Genomic DNA, 22,794 nt, shown 5'->3' on the forward strand with positions numbered 1-22,794 from the left:
AAATCGTAAAAGGAATTGTACAAAAAGTTGTAATTTGGTATATAATATAGAAAAATTTCTCTTAGGCTAAAACCCAATTTTAATTTATTAGGCAGGTGACCTATGGCACATGATGCGTCAAATAACAACCCAGTAAAAGAATCGGCAATGGCACTTGTTGGTATCGTGCTACTATTTGTAATGATTGGTGCGATTGCTGTATCGGCGTGGTTACGCCCAGCAGGTGAGCATGCCGCTGCCGAGCAAGAGCCAGCCGCCGAAATGGCAGAGCAAGCCGCTCCTGAAGCTGCCGCAACCACTGAAACCGCTGAAGCCAATGCTGAAGCTACAACCGAACAAGCAGCTGTCGAAATGCCAGCAGCTGAAGCTACAACCGAGACTGCCAGCGAAGCGATGGCAGAGCCAGCCGCTCCAGCAGAAGCTGATGCTGCTCCAGCCGCCGATAAATCTGAATAATCGGCATTGCTGACAGATGGCAGGTGGTAAATATCAATTTGCCTGTCAAGCCATTTGACAAATTGCAAGACAAAACCCTTGTGCGACGCTCAAGGGTTTTTATTTATCAAAATCCAAGTGGTTAAAATCCAAGCAGCCAAAACCAAACAGTCAAAGCCAAGCAGGGCAAATCCTATAAACCCAACAACCAATTTACCGATTTGGAGCAATTGATAATTTAGGATAACTGATCAAGCAGTGGTTGGATTTTATCTAGGCATTCTTGGTATTCGTCTTGGGCTTTGGAACGCACGGTGATGCCACCGCCTGCCCAGACGCTGGTGGTGTGGGCATTGGCTTGCACGGTGCGGATAAGTACATTAAATTGCCCTGTGCCATCAAAATTCAAAAACCCCATCGTACCACAATACGCCCCCCGTGGCATGGATTCGATTTCATCAATCATCTCGCAGGCTCGTTTTTTGGGTGCGCCAGTGATTGACCCTGCAGGCAGCGAGCCAAACAGCACCGCCAATGGGTGGCAGTCAGGACGAAGCTGGGCGGTGATGGTGCTGACCATGTGATGCACATTATAAAAACTCTCGATGGCAAAGCGTGTGGGGGTTTTGACGCCGCCAGTGATGGCGTATTTGCCCAAATCATTGCGTAATAGATCCACAATCATCAAGTTTTCGGCGATGTCTTTTTCGCTGTTTTTTAGCTCATTTTTGAGTCGATTATCTGCCGATGCGTCCTTGGCTCGTGGGCGTGTGCCTTTGATGGGTTTGGTGATGATGTGCTTGTGCCCATCTTGTTGATAAAAGGTAAAAAACAGCTCAGGCGAAACCGAGAGTAATTCAAAAGTAGGCAGTCGCAAAAAGCCACCAAAAGGGGCGTTGCTGGTCGCCATCAGACTGGGCAAGTGTGCCGTCAGCACGCCCAAATAAGGCGTATCGGCACGCCAAGGCTGTGTCAGATTGATTTGATAGCCATCGCCAGCGTACAAATAATCTTGCGAGCGGTCAAAGGCGTGCTGATACTCGGCTTTTGACCAGACAGGTTTGAGTTTAAGAGCGTCTGCCTGCGGCAAATGCTGCTTGGATAATTGGGTTAATTTGTCCACCAGTGCCGTTTTGTCCGCCCAAATTTGGGCAGTGCTATCCGCCGTATTTAGCCAAAAACCACCATCGGCAGGCACAAGATAAACATCATAATGCCCAAAAAAACTGGCAGGCTGCTCATCGCTAACGGCAATACAGGGATTGAGTGCGTGGGCAGCGGCATCATAGCCGACAAAGCCCATCAAGCCGTGATGATATTGGGCGTTTGGGTCAGATTGCTGAGCTGTTGGTGTATCGGATAAATTTTGGCAATAATCAATCAAACCTGCCAAAAATGCCGCATAATCGCAGGCGGTGGTGGTGGATTGATAATTCAAATCATCACAGCGGACGGCAGTGCTGACGGTGTAGGTTGTGGTGTTTACTGGGCAGTCATCTGCTTGGCAGGCATTCAGTTGCCAGCTGATTTTTGGCAAAATGCCGATAATCGGCGAGTGTTGATTGTTCAAAAAACACACTTGCCACGCAGGATAATGATGGCTGATGAGTGCGGTCAATTCGCTGGTGGTCAGCGTGCTTGGTATTAAGGTGGTGGGCATAATCGTATCAATCGGCAAAAGAACAAACAAAACAATCGCTAAACGACAAATTGTAAAGCAAATCCACCAAAAAACAAGCCCCAATCTGTGTCATTGGGGCGTTTTGGGTTTGGGCAATTTGCGTAATGCCGCATTGTGCCGTATTGTCCGTTAAATTGTTTTGATGAATAAATTTGCCAAATTAATTTATTGGGCGAATTTATTGAACAAAGTTATTGAGTAAATTTTTGGATAATCAAAGCGGCATTTGTCCCACCAAAACCAAAGCTGTTACTCATCGCCGAATTGATGGTCGCTTGGCGAGTTTTGGTAACAATATCAAAAGGTTTGGCACCTTCGTCCAGTTCATTGACATTGATGGTCGGTGCGATAAAGTCATGATTCATCATTAGTAGGCAATAAATCAGCTCTTGGACGCCGACCGCACCTAGGCTGTGGCCAGTCATTGATTTGGTTGAGCTGATGGCAGGGGTATTCTCCACACCACCAAAGGCAGCTGCGATGGCATTTAGCTCGGTAATATCCCCCAAAGGCGTGCTAGTGCCGTGGCTGTTAATATAATCCACAGTGGTAAGCCCTGCTTGATTTAGGGCAATCTGCATACAGCGAGTTGCCCCTTCGCCGCTTGGAGCGACCATTTCAGCACCGTCTGAAGTTGCCCCATAGCCTGTGATTTCTGCCAAGATGGTCGCACCCCGAGCTAAAGCAGAGTCCAGACTTTCGACGACGACCATACCACCACCGCCTGCGATAACAAAACCATCACGGCTGACATCATAAGGACGGCTGGCGGTGCTTGGCGTGTCATTATACTGCGTACTCATCGCCCCCATGGCGTCAAACATACACGACTGCGTCCAATGTTCGCTTTCGCTGCCGCCAGCCAGTACGATGTCTGCCTTGCCCAGCTGAATCAACTCCATGGCATGACCGACACAGTGGCTTGATGTGGCACAGGCTGATGATAACGAATAAGACACGCCCTTGATTTTTAGGCCAGTTGCCAGTGTTGCCGATACCGAGCTTGCCATGATTTTTGGTACTGCCATCGCACCCACACCACGAAGGCCTTTTTCACGCATGGCATCGACAGCATGGGTAACATCGGCCGTGGACGCACCACCAGACGCTGCCACCACACCAATGCGGGGATTGTCAGCGATTTGCTCAAGCGTCAGACCAGCGTTTTTGATGGCGGATAAAGCACTGACATAGGCGTACAGACTGGCATCACTCATAAACCGCTTAAGTTTACGGTCAATGCCTGTGGTGTCCAACAAGCTGGCATCGATACTGCCAGCAACTTGCGATTTAAAGCCACGCTCGGCATATTCTGGCTGAAAGCGAATGCCAGATTGCCCTTGCTCTAGGGCAGTTTTGACGGCATCTAACTCATTACCGATACAAGAGACGATGCCCATGCCGGTGATAACAACTCGTTTCATAATTTTATCCCAAAAAGTTTACAGTTGTAATGATGGCTATTGTAACAAATTATTTGCAAAATTCATCAAGTTTTATGGCAAATTTTTTAAAAAATTGCCAAAAATTCCCCATAAATGCCCAAGCAAAGCATACAAACTGTGCGTTTTTGGCACAATTGATAACAATTTTGGTGCATTTTGACACTGGTCGCTGTGCTGATTTTGTGTTAGGCTGATAAAATCATTGGTAAATGCCAATGGCAAATATCGTATAAATATGGTAAATGTGTAAACAGTGAAGGAATCATCATGGCAAAAAATAACAAATCTGCTAAGCAGTCCGCCGAGCCAAACAATCAGTCAAACAGCCAGTCAAATGCTCAAATGCAACAGATGCAAAATCTTGCCGATGCCGTTGCTGAGCATGATGCCAAGATTGTCGCAGCGGTGGATATTGATAATAAAGCGGTGTCTGATGTGCTAATTATCCGTGATAGCGAGCCTGCTAAGCCTGCCGATGCTGAATCTGGCAAGCCTAAACTTGACAGCCAAGGCGATAAAGGCGAGCCAAGTAATCTGACCGATAACACTGCCGACGCAGATGGTCTGGATAATGCCAAGCAGCCACAAGACAAGCCAACAGACAGCTTACTTGACAATCCAGGCAGTAATAAGACAAGCCGTGATTATCACCCAAAAGGTTTGGTGGCAAAACTTGGCAAATTGGGGGCGTATTTGGCCCAATCAATCCACGCCGAGCCAAATCGCCAAAAATCATATCAAGCGGTAAATATTGAGCAAGACGACTTTGCACCAGATGCTTTTCATGAGCAAACGGCATCGCTTGCCAAGCAGCTACTGGGCAGCAAGGTTGAGATGGCACAAACCTTATCCGCCAAGGTTTTGCCCCAAAGCCGTTTTGATGCGGTCAGCGATGCCATTTATGATCAAGTTGCCAACTTATCGAGCAAATGGGCGATGAATGATTTACAAAAAGATGCACGCTTTGGTCAGCTTGACACCATGAGCGATGATGAGCGTGCCGCCTTTGCCAAAGACATCGCCAACCAAAACCGTGCTTTGGCAACTTTGGGCGGCATCGCAGGCTTGACAGGATTAAAGGGCGTGCTGCTTGATACGGCGTGGCTTTTGATGGTTTCGCTACGCACGGTGTATCAGCTGGCAGCGATTTATGGCAAACCGCTGCACGGCAAGGCAGGCAGTAAAAAAGCCTATGGCGTGTTGTCAGGGGCAAAGCTGGATAAATTGCAAGAAAAGCAGGTGATTTTGACCGCCTTGGCTCTGGGCAGTACTTTGCTTGCCAATGCTTATCAAACAGGTATCAAAACGCAGCTGGAATCTTTGGCACAGCGTTATCAAGAAAGCCAGCTGTATGCCAAGCAATTTGCCGATTTGGACAAATTTATCAACTTGGATAAACTCAACCCAAAATGGCTGCATAAGCTGTTACCGCTGGCGTCGGTGGCGGTCGGTGCTTATTATAATCATAAATTGATTGATGAAGTGATTGGCACAGCACTGGCAAGTTTTGCGAGCGTGCCAGCCGATAAAATGCTTGAAATTGAGCCGCCAAAATCGCCATATAATTAAGTGATGATAATAAATTATTATTATCAAATTATCACAAACAATGATCAAACATCGCCTTTTTGCATTTTGCCAAAACTTAATGGTGGTAATGGCTTGAAGTTTTATTGATTTGGCTATATAATATATTGCCCCTAAAAAGGGGATTTGCGTTATTGGTCAAAAATTGACTTCGGTTATTTTTGACTGATGGCGAATTATTAACAACAACGGGAGAGAATTGCCCTATGGCAACTACAAACCAGCTAATCCGCAAGGGTCGCACAACGATTAAGGAAAAATCAAAAGTTCCTGCGTTGCAAGCTTGCCCACAGCGTCGTGGTGTGTGTACTCGTGTTTACACCACTACACCAAAAAAACCAAACTCAGCCATGCGTAAAGTGTGCCGTGTGCGTCTAACTTCAGGCTATGAAGTATCAAGCTACATCGGCGGTGAAGGCCACAACCTTCAAGAGCACAGCGTTGTGCTAATCCGTGGCGGTCGTGTTAAAGACTTGCCGGGTGTGCGTTATCACACTGTGCGTGGTGCACTTGACTGTGCAGGCGTGAAAGATCGTAAGCAAGGCCGTTCTAAGTACGGTGCTAAGCGTCCTAAGGCATAAGCCTAAGACACTCATTTGCATGAAATTTGGGTTTGGTGTGTCAAGCCCAGTCATGCAGTAAGGCTGGTTAAACCTAGCTTTATACCAGACAATCCTGAAGAACAAGGAAATTTATTATGCCAAGACGTCGTGTCGTCGCTGCCCGTGAAATCCTACCAGATCCAAAATTCGGCAGCCAAACAATCGCTAAATTCATTAACCATGTAATGGTTGATGGTAAAAAATCAGTCGCAGAAAAAATCGTTTATGGTGCACTAGAAGCAGTTGCTACCAAGAAAAACATCGAAGATCCTGTGGCTTTCTTTGAAGAAGTGTTAGAAAATGTCCGCCCAACGGTCGAAGTAAAAGCTCGCCGTGTTGGTGGTGCTACCTATCAAGTACCAATGGAAGTACGCCCATCCCGTCGTACGGCATTGGCTATGCGTTGGTTGGCAGATGCCGCTTCTAAGCGTTCTGAAAAATCAATGGCACTACGCCTAGCTGGCGAGCTAAATGATGCATCAGAAGGCAAAGGTGCAGCCATCAAGAAGCGTGATGATGTTCACCGCATGGCAGACGCAAACAAAGCGTTCTCACACTATCGCTTCTAATTGTAAGACCATCGGTCTTTGGGCTGATGGCATTGCAAATTTGCGATTGTTTTTGGGCAAGTCCCAAACAATACTTCAAAATCTGCTTGGCTGTCATCGCTGGCAGTCAGTAGATTTACCAAATTACAAAGAATTTTTCTAGGAAAAATTATGGCTCGTACAACCCCTATTAGCCGCTACCGCAACATCGGTATCTCGGCACACATTGACGCTGGTAAGACCACTACTTCTGAGCGTATTTTGTTCTACACAGGTGTATCTCACAAAATCGGTGAGGTGCATGATGGTGCTGCTACCATGGACTGGATGGAACAAGAGCAAGAGCGTGGTATTACCATTACTTCTGCTGCGACCACAGCATTCTGGTCAGGCATGGGCAATCAATTCAAAGAACACCGTATCAATGTAATTGACACCCCAGGCCACGTTGACTTTACCGTTGAAGTTGAACGCTCTATGCGTGTACTTGATGGTGCATGTATGGTTTACTGTGCGGTAGGTGGTGTACAGCCGCAGTCTGAAACCGTATGGCGTCAGGCAAACAAATATAAAGTACCACGCCTAGCATTCGTGAACAAAATGGACCGTACTGGTGCCAACTTCTTCCGTGTTGTTGAGCAAATGAAAACTCGCCTAGGTGCTAACCCAGTGCCTATCGTTATCCCAGTGGGTGCCGAAGAAACCTTTACTGGTGTGGTTGATTTGATCGAAATGAAATCAATCATCTGGGACGAGCCATCTCAAGGCATGAAGTTTGAGTACGGCGAAATTCCAGCTGACTTGGTTGATGTCGCTGAAGAATGGCGTACCAACATGATCGAAGCTGCTGCCGAAGCATCAGAAGAGTTGATGGACAAATACCTAGAAGACGGCGAATTGTCAAAAGAAGACATCGTTGCAGGTCTGCGTATTCGTACATTGGCCAGCGAGATCCAACCAATGCTATGCGGTTCTGCCTTTAAAAACAAAGGCGTACAGCGTATGCTTGACGCTGTGATCGAGTTCTTGCCAGCACCAAACGATGTTGAAGCCATCAAAGGTATCCTAGACGACAAAGACGAAACTGAAGATTCTCGTGAAGCGTCTGACGAAGCACCGTTCTCAGCATTGGCGTTCAAAATCATGAACGACAAATATGTGGGTAACCTAACCTTCGTTCGTGTGTACTCAGGTGTTGTGAAACAAGGCGACAGCGTTTATAACCCTGTTAAGATGAAGCGTGAGCGTATCGGCCGTATCGTACAGATGCACGCTAACGAACAAAAAGAAGTTGAAGAAATCCGTGCAGGTGACATCGCAGCCTTGGTAGGTATGAAAGATGTAACCACTGGTGATACTTTGTGCGACAACGACAATGTTATCACACTAGAGCGTATGGAATTCCCAGAGCCAGTAATTTCATTGGCAGTTGAACCAAAAACCAAAGCCGACCAAGAAAAAATGTCAGTGGCATTGGGTCGTTTGGCAAAAGAAGACCCTTCATTCCGTGTTCGCACTGATGAAGAATCAGGCCAAACCATCATCTCTGGTATGGGCGAGTTGCACCTTGACATTATTGTTGACCGCATGAAGCGTGAATTCAATGTTGAAGCGAACATCGGTGCGCCACAGGTTGCTTATCGTGAAACTATCCGCCAATCAGTGGAAGTTGAAGGTAAGTTCGTTCGCCAAACTGGTGGTCGTGGTAAGTTCGGTCATGTATGGCTACGCCTAGAGCCGCTTGATCCTACTGGTGATGTTGAATACGAATTTGCCGAAGAAATCGTTGGTGGTGTCGTACCAAAAGAATACCACGCAGCGGTTGATAAAGGTATCCAAGAGCGTATGAAAAACGGCGTTATCGCAGGCTATCCAGTCGTTGGCGTTAAAGCGACCCTGTACGATGGCTCATACCACGATGTTGACTCTGACGAATTGTCATTTAAGATGGCAGGTTCTATGGCATTCAAAAAAGGTTTCTTGCAAGCTAGCCCAGCATTGCTTGAGCCTATCATGAAGGTCGAAGTAGAAACGCCAGAAGACTACATGGGCGACATCATGGGCGACTTGAACCGTCGCCGTGGTATGGTTCAAGGCATGGACGACTTGCCTGGTGGCACGAAGTCTATCCGTGCAGAAGTACCTTTGGCTGAAATGTTCGGCTACGCAACCCAAATGCGTTCAATGTCTCAAGGTCGTGCAACTTACTCAATGGAATTCTTGAAATACCAAGAAACACCGAAGAATGTTGCAGATGAGATCATCAAGAAATTCACTGCTAAGGACGATGACGAGTAATCCGTCACCCATTTAGCAAATCAGCATGATGCCATTTGGCGATTTTCAGATGGCATCGTGATTTGACTTTTAATCTACCTTGTGCCAAGTTTTGTAATTGGCACACCAATCGAGGAAACCATCATGGCAAAGGCCAAGTTTGAACGTGTAAAACCACACGTAAACGTTGGTACCATCGGTCACGTTGACCATGGTAAAACCACTCTAACTGCTGCTATCGCAACCGTTGCTGCTAAGCACCACGGTGGTGAAGCAAAAGACTACGCTGCGATTGACTCAGCTCCTGAAGAAAAAGCTCGTGGTATTACCATTAACACTTCTCACATCGAGTATGACACTGCAAACCGTCACTACGCACACGTTGACTGCCCAGGCCACGCTGACTATGTTAAAAACATGATCACTGGTGCAGCACAGATGGACGGTGCTATCCTAGTTGTATCAGCAACTGACGGCCCAATGCCACAAACTCGTGAGCATATCCTACTATCTCGTCAGGTTGGCGTACCATACATCATGGTATTCATGAACAAGTGCGACATGGTTGATGACGAAGAGCTACTAGAATTGGTTGAAATGGAAGTTCGTGAACTTCTATCTGACTATGACTTCCCAGGTGATGACACTCCAATCATCAAAGGTTCTGCTCTAGAAGCCCTAAACGGTTCAGATGGCAAATACGGTGAGCCAGCAGTTCTAGAACTACTAGACACGCTAGACAGCTATATCCCAGAGCCTGAGCGTGACATCGATAAGTCATTCCTAATGCCAATCGAAGACGTATTCTCAATCTCTGGTCGTGGTACTGTTGTTACTGGTCGTGTTGAATCAGGTATCATCAAAGTGGGTGACGAAATCGAAATCATCGGTATCAAACCAACTGCCAAAACTACCTGTACTGGTGTTGAAATGTTCCGCAAACTGCTAGACGAAGGCCGTGCCGGTGAAAACTGTGGTATCCTACTTCGTGGTACTAAGCGTGAAGAAGTTCAGCGTGGTCAAGTATTGGCAAAACCAGGTTCAATCACACCACACACCAAATTTGACGCAGAAGTCTATGTACTGTCAAAAGAAGAAGGTGGCCGTCACACCCCATTCCTAAATGGCTATCGTCCACAGTTCTACTTCCGTACCACTGACGTAACTGGTGCAATCACCCTACAAGAAGGCACTGAAATGGTTATGCCAGGCGATAACGTTGAGATGAGCGTTGAGCTAATCCACCCAATCGCTATGGACAAAGGTCTACGCTTTGCTATCCGTGAAGGCGGTCGTACCGTAGGTGCTGGTGTTGTTGCAAGCGTTAAAGACTAATACGCTCAACAAACCAAAAACACAAAAAGGCAAACTCATTTGGGTTTGTCTTTTTTTTGGTTAAAAGCCAAAAGAGAATAAGAAAATGGGTGAAAGTAAAATAATTGGGGGAAAGTGATAAAAAGTGCTTGCAAAAGACAAAATATTTGCTATAATAGCAGTCCTTAACACCCTAGGCGATTGGCTCAATTGGTAGAGCATCGGACTCCAAATCCGAGGGTTGGGGGTTCGAGTCCCTCATCGCCTGCCATCTATTCTTCATACCATTCTTTTAATTTCATAAAAATTGGTCATTCCAAGGCAAGTCCCTGCATGAGCGATAATAAAGACAATTTGGAAACCCAATCTGAAACTTCAGCATCTGGTCAAAATCACAATAAAAAGCCCATCACAATCTCAAAAGAAAATATGGTTGAGGTTGCCAAAAGACGCTCACCAAAAGATGTGTTTTTGTGGCTGATTGCGATTGCATCAATGATTGCGGCGACATTGGTATCTCAATATCTGCCACGATATTGGGCACCAGCAAATAATGTCTGGACACAGATCGGTATTACGGTTGGTTTGGTGGTTTTTGGTTTTGTGTGCTTAAGCTTCACAAACCAAGGCACGGCGTTTAAGGTGCTTTTAAAAGATGCGGGCATTGAGCTGCGTCGCATTACTTGGCCGGGTAAAGACGAAACCGTGCGATACACTTGGCAAGTCATTTTGGTCATGATTATTGCCGGCATTATTATTTGGTTGTTGGACTCGTTTTTTAGTTATATTATCAGCTTTATTGTTTAAATAAATTGATTCAAAGGTTATACACATGCGTTGGTATATTATTCAGGCATTCTCTGGTTACGAAAATCAAGTTCAGCGTTCTTTGATTGAGCGTATTAAGCGTAGTGAATTTGCAGATAAATTCGGCGATGTCCTTGTGCCAACTGAAGAAGTCATCGAAATGCGTGATGGCAAAAAACGCACCACACAACAAAAATTGTTCCCGGGCTATGTCTTAATTAATATGGACATGAATGAAGACACTTGGCACATTGTCAAATCTTGCCCAAATATCACAGGTTTTGTCGGTGGCACGCCAGAAAATCCTGCACCGATTACCAAAGTAGAAGCCGACCGCATTTTAAACCGCATTAACAAAACTGGCGATGCACCCCGTCCAAAAACCATCTTTGAGCCGGGCGAAGAGGTGCTGGTTATTGATGGCCCATTCACTGACTTTAAAGGCTTGGTGAAAAAAGTCGATTACGATAAATCCAAATTGCATTTGACAGTCAGCGTCTTTAATCGACCAACCGAAGTTGAGCTTGAATTCACAAAGGTTGAAAAGATTAATTAATTATTGTATAATAGATTACTTAGGCTTTGGGCAATGTGTCCAAAGCTTGTTATTCACTGGGGAGCTGTTTAGCGTTATCACCCATTATCGGAGAGATTCTCATGGCAAAGAAGATTGATGGCTACATCAAGCTACAAGTGCCTGCTGGTAAGGCAAATCCATCACCACCGATTGGTCCAGCATTGGGTCAAAAAGGTGTAAACATCATGGCATTTTGTAAAGAGTTCAATGCTGCGTCTGCAAACATTGAGCCAGGCTTGCCAATTCCTGTTGTTATCACTGTATTTAATGACAAATCATTCACTTTTGTGATGAAGTCGCCACCAGCGGCGGTACTACTGCGTAAAGCAGCAGGCATTGCCAAAGGTTCAAGCACGCCACACAGTGCAAAAGTTGGTACAGTTAATCGTGCGCAACTTGAAGAAATCGTAAAAACCAAACAAGCAGATCTGACTGCTGCTGACCTTGAAGCAGCTGTTCGTACGATTGCTGGTACTGCTCGCTCAATGGGCATCACTGTGGAGGGTGTATAATGGCTAAGCTAACAAAACGCCAACAGCTAATCAAAGACCGTGTTGATGCAAACAAACTGTACACCATCGAAGAAGCGGTTGCAATCTTGAATGATTTGCCAGCAGTGAAGTTCAAAGAGTCAATCGACATCGCTATCAATCTAGGCGTTGATCCACGCAAATCAGACCAAGTGGTTCGTGGTGCAACCAACCTACCTGCAGGTACTGGCAAAACCAAGCGTGTTGCTGTATTTGCCCAAGGTGCTGCTGCTGAAGCTGCTAAAGAAGCAGGTGCAGATGTTGTTGGTTTTGAAGACTTGGCTGACAGCATCAAAGCTGGCAACATGGACTTTGATGTAGTGATTGCTTCACCAGATGCGATGCGTGTGGTTGGTCAATTGGGTACTATCCTAGGCCCACGCGGCTTGATGCCAAACCCAAAAGTTGGCACAGTAACTGCTGATGTTGCTACTGCGGTAAAAAATACCAAAGCAGGTCAGGCTCAATACCGTGTTGATAAAGCTGGTATTATCCATGCATCTATCGGTCAAGTTGGCTTTACTGGCGAACAAATCGAGCAAAACGCAACAGCATTGCTAAACGATCTAAAACGTGCTAAACCAGCAACTTCTAAAGGTATTTATATCAAGAAGATTACTTTGTCTAGCACCATGGGTCCTGGTATCGCTATCGATCCAGTACCACATCGTGTGAATAAGTAATTGTGAATTTTGTTAAATCTTGCAATTTGGCTTGATTTTAATACAATTCTGCTTATAATAGCACTTTTCATGATTGAAGATGGCATTTGTCTTCAATCATGATGTTAAAAAATTATTAGTTCAGCACAACGGGTTGTGCTGTCTAAGACCGTAGGTATGATTCATTTAATAGGGCAACCTGCCTACGCAGACGGTGAGACTTTTGTCGCCGTAATGGTGCAGATATCCTTGTGATGTCTGTGAAATTCGCTTATTGCTTAGTAATTGAGCAATAATAATGGAGACAACCCATGGCACTAAATCTTCAAGACAAACAAGCAATTGTTGCTGAAGTAAATGAAGCTGCCAAAGGTGCGCTCTCTGCTGTAGTTGCCGACTCGCGCGGCGTTGCAGTAGCACAGATGACCGAACTTCGTAAAGCTGCTCGTGAAGCAGGTGTTGATATGCGTATCGTGCGTAACACTTTGTTGCGTCGTGCCTTGGCAGACACTGCTTTTGAGTGCATGAACGACACATTCGTTGGTCCTACTTTGATTGCATTTTCTAACGAACACCCAGGTGCAGCAGCACGCTTGTTCAAAGAATTTGCCAAGGCCAATGACAAGTTCGAAATCAAAGGCGCAGCTTTTGAAGGTGAATTTATTGACGCAAAATCTATCGATCGCCTAGCAACCCTACCAACTTACGAAGAAGCTATCGCTCGTTTGATGGGTACAATGAAAGAAGCAGCAGCTGGCAAATTGGCTCGCACCTTGGCTGCTCTACGCGACAAGATGGAATCAGAAGCGGCATAATTTACCGTTTAATTTTACTTTTATTTACTCTCATACCTTTATTTAGGAATAATTGCTATGTCACTAACTAACGAACAAATCCTAGACGCAATCGCTGAAAAATCAGTAATGGAAATCGTTGAGCTTATCTCTGCGATGGAAGAAAAATTTGGTGTATCTGCAGCAGCTCTAGCAGCAGCTCCAGCAGCTGGCGGCGACGCTGGTGCAGCAGCTGAAGAAAAAGACGACTTCAATGTTGTTCTAACCAGCGGCGGCGATAAGAAAGTTGCTGTAATTAAAGTTGTGCGTGAAGTTACTGGTCTAGGTCTAAAAGAAGCTAAAGACCTAGTTGAAGGTGCTCCACAAACTGTTAAAGAAGGCGCATCAAAAGCTGAAGCTGAAGAGCTTAAGAAAAAGCTTGAAGAAGCTGGCGCAAGCGTTGAGCTTAAATAATTTAACCCAAATTGCTTTGGCTGCATAGCCAGCAGTTAAATTATTTATCCAAAAAGCCAATAATGTATTGCATTATTGGCTTTTTTTTATTATAATTTATTATTTGACCTTTTGTGTAACTGTTTTAGCTTTGAGAGCAAAATGGCCAGCACATTCCAAAAGGACAAACGCACCCATGCAAGCTGAACGAGACATTCATTTTTAGCATTTTTGCTAAATACCTAAGGGTATTTGGCGTTTTGTTGTGTCTGTATGATTTGCTCGGTGTGATTTTTCCAAAAAAAGTTCAAAAACGGGTGCATATTTGTGCGAATTGCAATGATTCGCAAAGAAGATTTTAGAAATCGTCCGTCAGTTGGGCAATTTCTTTGGCGGTGTTTGCCTAGCGGCGACATAATTTTAGTTAATCTAAGGAATCTTAATGGCATATTCTTATACCGAAAAGAAACGTATTCGCAAAAGTTTTTCAAAGCTTCCAGATGTCATGGATGTGCCGTATCTGCTTGCCATCCAAGTGGATTCTTATGAGCAATTTCTGCAAGAGCATAAGAAGCCAAAAGCGCGTGCCAATGTCGGCCTGCAAGCGGCATTTTCATCGATTTTCCCAATTGAGAGCCACTCTGGCAGTGCACAGTTGCAGTTTGTTGAGTACCATTTGGGCGAGCCTGAATTTGACGAGCGTGAATGTATCATGCGTGGCTCGACTTTTGCCGCACCACTGCGTGTAAAAATTCGCTTGGTTATCAAAGACAAAGAGAACAAAACCGCCATCAAAGATGTCCGAGAACAAAGCGTCTATATGGGCGAGATTCCTTTGATGACCGATAACGGTACTTTTATTATCAATGGTACTGAGCGTGTGATCGTTTCGCAGTTGCATCGTTCGCCAGGCGTGTTTTTTGACCACGACAAAGGCAAATCACACTCTAGCGGTAAGGTTTTGTACAATGCTCGCATCATTCCTTATCGTGGCTCGTGGCTGGATTTTGAATTTGATGTCAAAGATTTGGTATATGCTCGTATCGACCGCCGCCGCAAGCTGCTTGCCACCATCATTTTGCGTGCCATCGGCATGGATACGGCACAGATTTTGGATGCATTCTTTGAAAAAGTTGAAGTTTTTAAAGGCACTGAATCGTTTGAAATTGAGCTGATTGCTGACCGTCTAAAAGGCGAAATGGCACAATTTGACATCGTCAGCCCAGAAGGCAAGGTGATTGTTGAGCAAGGTCAGCGTATCAACGCACGCCGTGTCAAGCAAATCGTGGATTCTGGCATGACCAAACTTGCCGTGCCTGATGAATATCTGTACGAGCGTATCATCGGCGAAGATGTGATCGTTAATGGCGAAGTACTGGTGCGTGCCAATGCCTTGATTGACCACGAAACTTTGGTTAAATTGGCAGAAAACAATGTCCAATCATTCAAGATTTTGTTCACCAATGACATTGACCACGGTTCATTTATTGCCGATACTTTGCGTGCCGATACAGTTTTGACTCGTGAAGAAGCGTTGATTGAAATTTACAAAGTGATGCGTCCGGGCGAGCCACCAACGCTAGAAACTGCCGAAAAATTGTTTGAATCAATGTTCTTTAGTCAAGAGCGTTATGATTTGTCCAATGTTGGTCGTATGAAGTTTAACCGCCGCTTGGGTCGTGATTTTGTCGATACTGATGATATTGATATTCAGCGTGAGCAGGGTGTTTTGTCAAACCAAGACATCGTTGATGTGCTAAAAGAGCTGATCGAAATTCGCAACGGCCGTGGCGAAGTTGATGACATTGACCATTTGGGCAACCGCCGTATCCGCTCGGTCGGTGAGATGACCGAAAACCAATTCCGCATTGGCTTGGCTCGTGTTGAGCGTGCGGTCAAAGAGCGTCTGACGATGGCGGACTCTGACAATTTATCACCGCAAGATTTGATTAACTCAAAACCTGTGGCAGCGTCTATCAAAGAGTTTTTTGGTTCATCGCAGCTGTCGCAATTTATGGATCAAAACAACCCACTGTCTGAGATTACTCACAAACGCCGTGTTTCAGCCCTTGGCCCAGGCGGTTTGACTCGTGAGCGTGCTGGCTTTGAAGTGCGTGACGTACACCCAACCCACTACGGTCGTGTGTGTCCGATTGAAACGCCAGAAGGTCCAAACATTGGTTTGATTAACTCTTTGGCGACTTTTGCCAAAACCAACAATTTTGGCTTTTTGGAAACGCCATACCGCCGTGTCGTTGATGGCCGTGTGACTGATGAAATCGAATATGTCTCCGCCATCGAAGAAGTGGGCATGGTGATTGCACAGGCTGACTCGCCAATGAACGAAAATGGCGAATTGACCGAAGAGATGGTTAGCGTGCGATATGACGGCGAATCTGTTCGTATGAGCAGCGACAAAGTTACGCACATGGACGTATCGCCACGCCAAGTGGTATCGGTGGCGGCCAGTTTGATTCCATTCTTGGAGCATGACGATGCTAACCGTGCTTTGATGGGTTCGAACATGCAACGCCAAGCCGTACCAACTTTGCGTTCGGACAAGCCATTGGTCGGTACAGGCATGGAACGCCATGTGGCGCGTGATTCAGGCGTGTGTGTGGTTGCCAAGCGTGGCGGTGTCATCGAAGAAGTGGACGCCAGCCGAATCATCGTGCGTGTCAATGAAGACGAGATGACCGCAGGTGAAGCAGGTATTGATATTTATAACTTGATCAAATACACTCGCTCAAACCAAAACACCTGTATCAACCAGCGTGTTATCGTCAACGAAGGCGATGCCATCGCTCGTGGCGACATTTTGGCCGATGGCCCATCGACTGACCTTGGTGAACTTGCTTTGGGTCAAAATATGCGTGTGGCGTTTATGCCGTGGAATGGCTACAACTTCGAAGACTCCATCTTGCTGTCTGAGCGTGTGGTGCAAGAAGATCGCTTTACCACCATTCACATTCAGGAATTGACTTGTGTGGCACGAGATACCAAACTTGGCCCTGAAGAAATCACAGGCGATATTCCAAATGTTGGTGAAGCTGCTCTTGCCAATTTGGACGAAGCGGGCATCGTGTATATCGGTGCTGAAGTTGATGCTGGCGATATTTTGGTCGGTAAAGTAACACCAAAAGGTGAAAGCCAACTGACACCAGAAGAAAAGCTATTGCGTGCGATTTTTGGCGAAAAAGCCGCCGATGTCAAAGACACTTCATTGCGTGTGCCATCATCAACCAAAGGTACAGTCATCGATGTTCAGGTCTTTACTCGTGATGGCCTAGAAAAAGATAGCCGTGCCAAGTCTATCGAAAAAGCGATGCTGGATAACTACCGCAAAGACTTAAAAGAAGAGCTGGTCATTTTTGAAGCGGCAGCAAAAAGCCGTATCCTAAGCCTGCTTGATGGCAAAAAAGTCAGCGGTGGTGCAGGCTTTAAGGCAGGCACAGTATTGAGCATTGCTGATATTGAGAATTTGCCACTGGAAAGTTTGCTGGACATTCAGCCTGCTGAAGAAGATGTGTCAGAGCGTTTGGGTCAAATTGCCGAGTTCTTGAGCGACAAGCAAAAAGACATCGACAATAAATTTGCTGAGAAAAAACGCAAACTGACCCAAGGCGATGATTTGGCACATGGCGTACAAAAAATCGTCAAGGTGTATTTGGCGGTGAAGCGTCGTATCCAGCCGGGTGATAAGATGGCGGGTCGTCATGGTAACAAGGGTGTGGTTTCACGCATTATGCCTGTTGAAGACATGCCTTATGACGAAAACGGCAACCCAGTTGATATCGTGCTAAACCCATTGGGCGTACCATCTCGTATGAACATCGGTCAGGTACTTGAGACGCATTTGGGCATGGCGGCTCGTGGATTGGGCGATAAGATTAACGAAATGCTGCGCGCCCAAACCAGCATCGCCGAACTTCGTGAATTTTTGGATAAAATTTACAACAAAGTTGGCGGTGAGCAAGTGGACTTAGACAGCTTGTCCGATAAAGATTTGTTGGCACTTTGCCAAAACCTAAAAGGCGGTGTACCAATGGGTACGGCGGTCTTTGATGGTGCCAAAGAAACCCAAATCAAAGAATTGCTAAGTTTGGCAGGTCTATCAACCACAGGTCAGCAAACACTGTATGATGGCCGTACTGGTAAGAAATTTGACCGTCCTGTTACCGTGGGCTATATGTACATGCTCAAGTTGAACCACTTGGTTGATGACAAGATGCATGCTCGTTCAACTGGCTCGTACTCGCTGGTAACGCAGCAACCATTGGGTGGTAAAGCCCAATTTGGTGGTCAGCGTTTCGGTGAGATGGAAGTCTGGGCATTGGAAGCTTATGGGGCAACTTATACCCTGCAAGAGATGCTGACTGTGAAGTCGGACGATGTTGAAGGTCGTACACGCATGTACAAAAACATCGTTGATGGTGAGCAGTACATGAGTCCGGGCATGCCAGAGTCATTCAATGTCTTGACCAAAGAAATTCGCTCGCTGGGTATCAACATTGACTTAAAAGAAAAAAAGTAAGTTGAACCCAAGACCAAATTTACCCAGCCGCTCATTGCCTGCATTGCCTTGAGTGGTTGGCTATAAAATTACGACGAATACAACGGAGAAACCTTTTGAAAGATTTATTAGATATCATGAAAGGCCCTGCCGACAGTGGTGTAAAAGAGTTTGACAGCATTCAAATTTCCCTAGCATCACCTGAAGCGATCAAATCTTGGTCACATGGCGAAGTCAAAAAGCCTGAAACCATCAACTACCGCACCTTTAAGCCAGAGCGTGACGGTCTGTTTTGTGCCAAAATCTTTGGTCCGGTCAAAGACTTTGAATGCTTGTGTGGCAAATACAAACGCCGCAAATTCCAAGGCATCATCTGCGAAAAATGTGGCGTTGAAGTTACCGCTGCCAAAGTTCGCCGTGAACGCATGGGGCATATTGAGCTTGCCAGCCCTGTGGCGCACATTTGGTTTTTAAAATCATTGCCAAGCCGTATCGGTTTGCTGCTGGATATTACTTTGCGTGATATTGAGCGTGTGCTTTATTTTGAAAGCTACATCGTTACCGATCCGGGTATGACCAGTCTTGAAAAGTACCAACTGCTTGACGATGAAGAATATTTCACCGCACTTGAGCAATACGGCGATGAATTTGTCGCCAAAATGGGTGCTGAAGCGGTGCAAGATTTGCTGCGTGATATTGATGTTGATGGCGAAATTGACGAGCTGCGTGCTGCCATTCCGCAGACTGGCTCTGAAACCAAGCTGAAAAAAATGTCAAAACGCTTGCAATTGCTAGAATCTTTCCGTGATTCAAACAACAAGCCTGAATGGATGGTGATGACGGTTTTGCCGGTGTTGCCACCAGATTTGCGTCCTTTGGTACCGCTAGAAGGCGGTCGTTTTGCCACATCGGATCTGAACGATCTGTATCGCCGTGTGATCAACCGTAATAACCGCCTAAAACGCCTGCTTGAGCTAAACGCCCCTGACATCATCGTGCGTAACGAAAAGCGTATGCTGCAAGAAGCGGTGGACGCCTTGCTTGATAATGGTCGCCGTGGACGAGCCATCACAGGTTCAAACAAGCGTCCGCTAAAATCTTTGGCAGATATGATCAAGGGTAAGCAAGGTCGTTTCCGTCAAAACCTATTGGGTAAGCGTGTGGACTACTCTGGCCGTTCGGTCATCGTGGTTGGCCCAACGCTACGCCTGCATCAGTGCGGTCTGCCAAAGAAAATGGCACTAGAATTGTTCAAGCCGTTCACTTATGCTAAGTTGTTACAAAATAACATTGCCAGCACCATTAAAGCTGCCAAAAAAATGGTTGAGCGTGAAGAGCCGGCCGTTTGGGATATGTTGGCGATGGTTATCCGTGAACACCCAGTATTGCTAAACCGTGCGCCGACTTTGCACCGTTTGGGCTTGCAAGCCTTTGAGCCAGTTTTGATTGAAGGTAAAGCCATTCAGTTGCACCCATTGGTCTGTGCGGCATTTAACGCCGACTTTGACGGCGACCAAATGGCGGTGCATGTGCCGCTGACCTTAGAAGCCCAGCTAGAAGCTCGTGCTTTGATGATGTCCACCAACAACATTTTGTCGCCAGCCAATGGTGAGCCGATCATCGTACCATCTCAAGACGTTGTTTTGGGTCTGTACTATATCAGCCGTGCCTGCGTGAACGCCAAAGGCGAAGGCATGGTGTTTAGCACCGTGAATGAAGCGTTGCGTGCCATCGGTTCTGATGATTTGTCGGTCAATGCCAAAATCAAAGTGCGTGTATCTGAGACCGTTTTGGACGAAAAAACTGGCGAAAAAACCAGTCGTACCACCGTACAAGACACCGTTGCTGGCCGCTTGCTCATCTGGAATATCATGCCTGAAGGTATGGCGTTTAGCGAATGCAACAGCGAGATGACTAAGAAAAACATCTCAAAATTGCTCAACTCATGCTACCGCAAATTGGGCGTCAAAGAGTCGGTTTTATTTGCTGACCACTTGATGTATTTGGGCTTTGCGCAAGCAACTTTATCAGGCATCTCAATTGGTATGGAAGACATGGTTATTCCACCGACCAAAAAAGAAATCGTCGATGCTGCCGACGCTGAAGTGCGTGATATTGAGCAACAATTTGAGCAAGGCTTTGTTACTGCTGGTGAACGCTACAACAAAGTTGTTGATATTTGGGCAAGAACTTCAGACAAAATCGCCAATGCAATGATGGATAACTTATCCACTGACGAAGTTGTCAATGCTGATGGTGAAACCGAACGCCAAAAATCGTTCAACTCCATTTATATGATGGCCGACTCAGGTGCTCGTGGTAGCGCAACCCAGATTCGTCAGTTGGCTGGTATGCGTGGCTTGATGGCAAAACCAGACGGCTCGATTATCGAAACGCCAATTAAAGCCAACTTCCGTGAAGGTCTGACGGTGCTTCAGTACTTTATCTCAACGCACGGTGCTCGCAAGGGTCTGGCGGATACGGCACTAAAAACCGCAAACTCTGGTTATTTGACTCGTCGCTTGGTCGATGTGGCTCAAGACTTGGTCATCACCCAAGACGACTGTGGCACTGAAGCAGGTCAGCGCATGACGCCAGTGATTGATGGTGGTGAAATCGTTGAACGCTTGGGCGACCGTGTATTGGGTCGTGTGGCTGCCAAAGATGTGATTAATACCGATGGCGAAGTGGTGGTTGCTGCAGGTACTTTGATTGATGAACGCTTGGTCGAAAAATTAGACGCCAATGCCATTGATGAAGTGTATGTGCGTTCGGTCATCACCTGTGAATCATCTCAAGGTGTTTGTGCCAAGTGTTACGGTCGTGATTTGGCACGGGGTCATTTGGTCAATATCGGCGAATCTGTCGGCGTCATGGCGGCACAGTCTATCGGTGAGCCGGGTACTCAGCTGACGATGCGTACTTTCCACGTGGGTGGTGCAGCGTCTGCAGCGTCAGTGGATAACAGTGTGTCTGTGGGCAACACAGGCTCGGTGCGTTTCCATAACATGAAAACCGTAGAACATGCAGACGGTCATTTGGTTGTTGTTTCTCGTTCTGCCGAGCTTGGTATCGCTGATAGTCAAGGCCGTGAGCGTGAGCGTTATAAAGTACCTTATGGCTCAAGCGTACTGGTGCGTGATGGTGATGCGGTTGAAGCTGGCCAAGTGATTGCCAAATGGGATCCGCACACCCACCCAATCATCACCGAGTTTGCTGGTACGGCACGCTTTGCTGACATCACCGATGGCATGACTGCCACGGTTAAGGTTGATGAGATGACTGGTGTTAGCTCATTTGAAATTTTGGCAAGCAAAGACCGCCCAAGTATCGCCAAAGATTTGCGTCCTGCGATTATTTTGGACACCGAAGGCGGCAAAGAAGTTGTGTATTTCTTGCCAAACGACACCATTATCCGTGTTGCTGATGGCGAGTATGTTGCTGCAGGTTCGGTGTTGGGTCGTGTACCGCAAGCCACTTCAGGCACTAAAGATATTACCGGTGGTCTGCCACGAGTGGCTGACTTGTTTGAAGCACGCCGTCCAAAAGATCATGCCATCATGGCTGAGATGAGTGGTGTGGTGAGCTTTGGCAAAGAAACCAAAGGCAAAAACCGCTTTATCATCACTAACGAAAATGGCGATGTACACGAAGAGCTGATTCCAAAATGGCGTCAAATCAACGTGTTCGAAGGTGAAACGGTTGAGCGTGGCGAAGTTATCTCTGACGGTCCACAAAATCCGCACGACATTTTGCGTCTAAAAGGCGAAACGGCATTGGCAAATTATATCGTCAATGAAGTGCAGGAAGTTTATCGCTTACAAGGCGTAAAAATCAACGACAAGCACATCGAAGTTATTGTGCGTCAGATGCTTCGCAAGGTCGAAATCCTTGACGGTGGCGATTCAAGCTACTTCAAAGGCGACCAAGCTGAGTACTCAAAAATTCGTGCATTGAACGCCGAATTGGTGGCGAATAACAAATTCCCAGTACAATACGAGCGTCAGCTTTTGGGTATCACCAAAGCTAGTTTGGCGACCGAAAGCTTTATTTCTGCAGCGTCATTCCAAGAGACCACTCGTGTCTTGACCGCTGCTGCTGTGATGGGCAAAGTCGATGACCTAAGCGGTCTAAAAGAGAATGTGGTCGTGGGTCGCTTGATTCCTGCAGGTACAGGCTTGGCATATCACCAAAATCGCCAACGCAAAGCCCAAAATGCCGCTGCCGAGACCGCACAGGTGGACGCTTTGTTAAGTGGTTCGGCCGAACCAGCTGCCAGCGAAGCTGCACCAAGCATCGAAGACAGCTTTGCCAAAGCCTTTGCCGATGAGCTGGGTTCACAAGAATAAACCACACTTAGGCACAAAAAAGCTCGTTTTGATAAACGGGCTTTTTTATTGGGCGGTGTGAGCATTGTCGGTTGTAATTTTAGGTGGTCAAATTTTATTACTTTAAAAATTTAAAATTATCGCTGATTAAAAGCGACAATGAAACGGTTAAAAATTGACAAAATTTATCAGCTGGCTAAATTTTCACCACAACAATTGGCCGAATAAAACGACTAAGTGCTTTATGTTATGGCATTATTCC

General features: G+C 46.2%; 16 protein-coding genes and 1 tRNA gene. 15 read left to right on the top strand and 2 right to left on the bottom strand.

Going from position 1 to position 22,794, the window contains the following annotated elements; genetic code table 11:
- Positions 1 to 102: 102 nt before the first annotated feature.
- Positions 103 to 456: a hypothetical protein gene (locus ACFBZI_RS04865; protein ID WP_375715295.1), complete on the top strand. Its 354-nt coding sequence runs from the start codon at positions 103 to 105 to the stop codon at positions 454 to 456.
- 217 nt (positions 457 to 673) lie between these two features.
- Here ACFBZI_RS04865 and ACFBZI_RS04870 read toward each other — a convergent pair whose 3' ends face one another.
- Both ACFBZI_RS04870 and ACFBZI_RS04875 read right to left on the bottom strand, forming a co-directional pair.
- The gene (locus ACFBZI_RS04870; RefSeq protein ID WP_375715296.1) at positions 674 to 2,095 is read right to left on the bottom strand and encodes an anthranilate synthase component I family protein; all 1,422 of its coding nucleotides are present in this window, start codon (positions 2,093 to 2,095) and stop codon (positions 674 to 676) included.
- A gap of 212 nt (positions 2,096 to 2,307) precedes the next feature.
- Positions 2,308 to 3,540 (bottom strand): beta-ketoacyl synthase N-terminal-like domain-containing protein, encoded by a 1,233-nt coding sequence (locus tag ACFBZI_RS04875; RefSeq protein WP_375715297.1) that lies wholly within the window; start codon positions 3,538 to 3,540, stop codon positions 2,308 to 2,310.
- A gap of 288 nt (positions 3,541 to 3,828) precedes the next feature.
- Here ACFBZI_RS04875 and ACFBZI_RS04880 point away from each other — a divergent pair, with 288 nt between their 5' ends.
- The 14 genes from ACFBZI_RS04880 to rpoC all read left to right on the top strand — a co-directional run bounded on the left by ACFBZI_RS04880 (position 3,829) and on the right by rpoC (position 22,553).
- The gene (locus ACFBZI_RS04880; RefSeq protein ID WP_375715298.1) at positions 3,829 to 5,130 is read left to right on the top strand and encodes an EcsC family protein; all 1,302 of its coding nucleotides are present in this window, start codon (positions 3,829 to 3,831) and stop codon (positions 5,128 to 5,130) included.
- Between the two features lie 224 nt (positions 5,131 to 5,354).
- The gene (gene rpsL, locus ACFBZI_RS04885; protein WP_003656377.1) at positions 5,355 to 5,729 is read left to right on the top strand and encodes a 30S ribosomal protein S12; all 375 of its coding nucleotides are present in this window, start codon (positions 5,355 to 5,357) and stop codon (positions 5,727 to 5,729) included.
- Positions 5,730 to 5,845: 116 nt separating this feature from the next.
- Positions 5,846 to 6,319 carry a 30S ribosomal protein S7 gene (rpsG, locus tag ACFBZI_RS04890; RefSeq protein WP_126330217.1) on the top strand — a complete coding sequence of 158 codons (474 nt, stop codon included), beginning with the start codon at positions 5,846 to 5,848 and terminating at the stop codon, positions 6,317 to 6,319.
- Between the two features lie 150 nt (positions 6,320 to 6,469).
- The gene (gene fusA / locus ACFBZI_RS04895) at positions 6,470 to 8,596 is read left to right on the top strand and encodes an elongation factor G (RefSeq protein WP_375715299.1); all 2,127 of its coding nucleotides are present in this window, start codon (positions 6,470 to 6,472) and stop codon (positions 8,594 to 8,596) included.
- A gap of 123 nt (positions 8,597 to 8,719) precedes the next feature.
- The gene (gene tuf / locus ACFBZI_RS04900) at positions 8,720 to 9,910 is read left to right on the top strand and encodes an elongation factor Tu (protein ID WP_375715300.1); all 1,191 of its coding nucleotides are present in this window, start codon (positions 8,720 to 8,722) and stop codon (positions 9,908 to 9,910) included.
- 174 nt (positions 9,911 to 10,084) lie between these two features.
- Positions 10,085 to 10,160: transfer RNA gene (locus ACFBZI_RS04905), tRNA-Trp, on the top strand.
- 62 nt (positions 10,161 to 10,222) lie between these two features.
- Positions 10,223 to 10,696: a preprotein translocase subunit SecE gene (gene secE / locus ACFBZI_RS04910; protein WP_375715301.1), complete on the top strand. Its 474-nt coding sequence runs from the start codon at positions 10,223 to 10,225 to the stop codon at positions 10,694 to 10,696.
- A 25-nt stretch (positions 10,697 to 10,721) separates the two neighbouring features.
- Positions 10,722 to 11,252, top strand: a complete 531-nt coding sequence (nusG, locus tag ACFBZI_RS04915; protein ID WP_375715302.1) for a transcription termination/antitermination protein NusG — start codon at positions 10,722 to 10,724, stop codon at positions 11,250 to 11,252.
- 101 nt (positions 11,253 to 11,353) lie between these two features.
- On the top strand, positions 11,354 to 11,785 hold the full coding sequence (gene rplK / locus ACFBZI_RS04920) for a 50S ribosomal protein L11 (RefSeq protein ID WP_375715303.1): 432 nt from the start codon (positions 11,354 to 11,356) through the stop codon (positions 11,783 to 11,785).
- Positions 11,785 to 12,486, top strand: coding sequence for a 50S ribosomal protein L1 (rplA, locus tag ACFBZI_RS04925; protein ID WP_375715304.1), 702 nt, complete (start codon positions 11,785 to 11,787; stop codon positions 12,484 to 12,486). Before rplK ends, rplA begins: the two co-directional genes overlap by 1 nt.
- Before the next feature lie 290 nt (positions 12,487 to 12,776).
- Positions 12,777 to 13,280 (top strand): 50S ribosomal protein L10, encoded by a 504-nt coding sequence (gene rplJ, locus ACFBZI_RS04930; RefSeq protein WP_375715305.1) that lies wholly within the window; start codon positions 12,777 to 12,779, stop codon positions 13,278 to 13,280.
- Between the two features lie 57 nt (positions 13,281 to 13,337).
- Positions 13,338 to 13,712 carry a 50S ribosomal protein L7/L12 gene (gene rplL / locus ACFBZI_RS04935; RefSeq protein ID WP_375715306.1) on the top strand — a complete coding sequence of 125 codons (375 nt, stop codon included), beginning with the start codon at positions 13,338 to 13,340 and terminating at the stop codon, positions 13,710 to 13,712.
- A 421-nt stretch (positions 13,713 to 14,133) separates the two neighbouring features.
- On the top strand, positions 14,134 to 18,225 hold the full coding sequence (rpoB, locus tag ACFBZI_RS04940) for a DNA-directed RNA polymerase subunit beta (RefSeq protein ID WP_375715307.1): 4,092 nt from the start codon (positions 14,134 to 14,136) through the stop codon (positions 18,223 to 18,225).
- Positions 18,226 to 18,320: 95 nt separating this feature from the next.
- A complete protein-coding gene (gene rpoC / locus ACFBZI_RS04945) occupies positions 18,321 to 22,553 on the top strand; it encodes a DNA-directed RNA polymerase subunit beta' (protein WP_375715308.1) in 4,233 nt (1,410 codons plus the stop codon).
- The last annotated feature ends 241 nt before the right edge of the window (positions 22,554 to 22,794 follow it).

It is taken from the genome of Moraxella marmotae (assembly GCF_042219885.1).
GTDB lineage: Bacteria > Pseudomonadota > Gammaproteobacteria > Pseudomonadales > Moraxellaceae > Moraxella > Moraxella marmotae.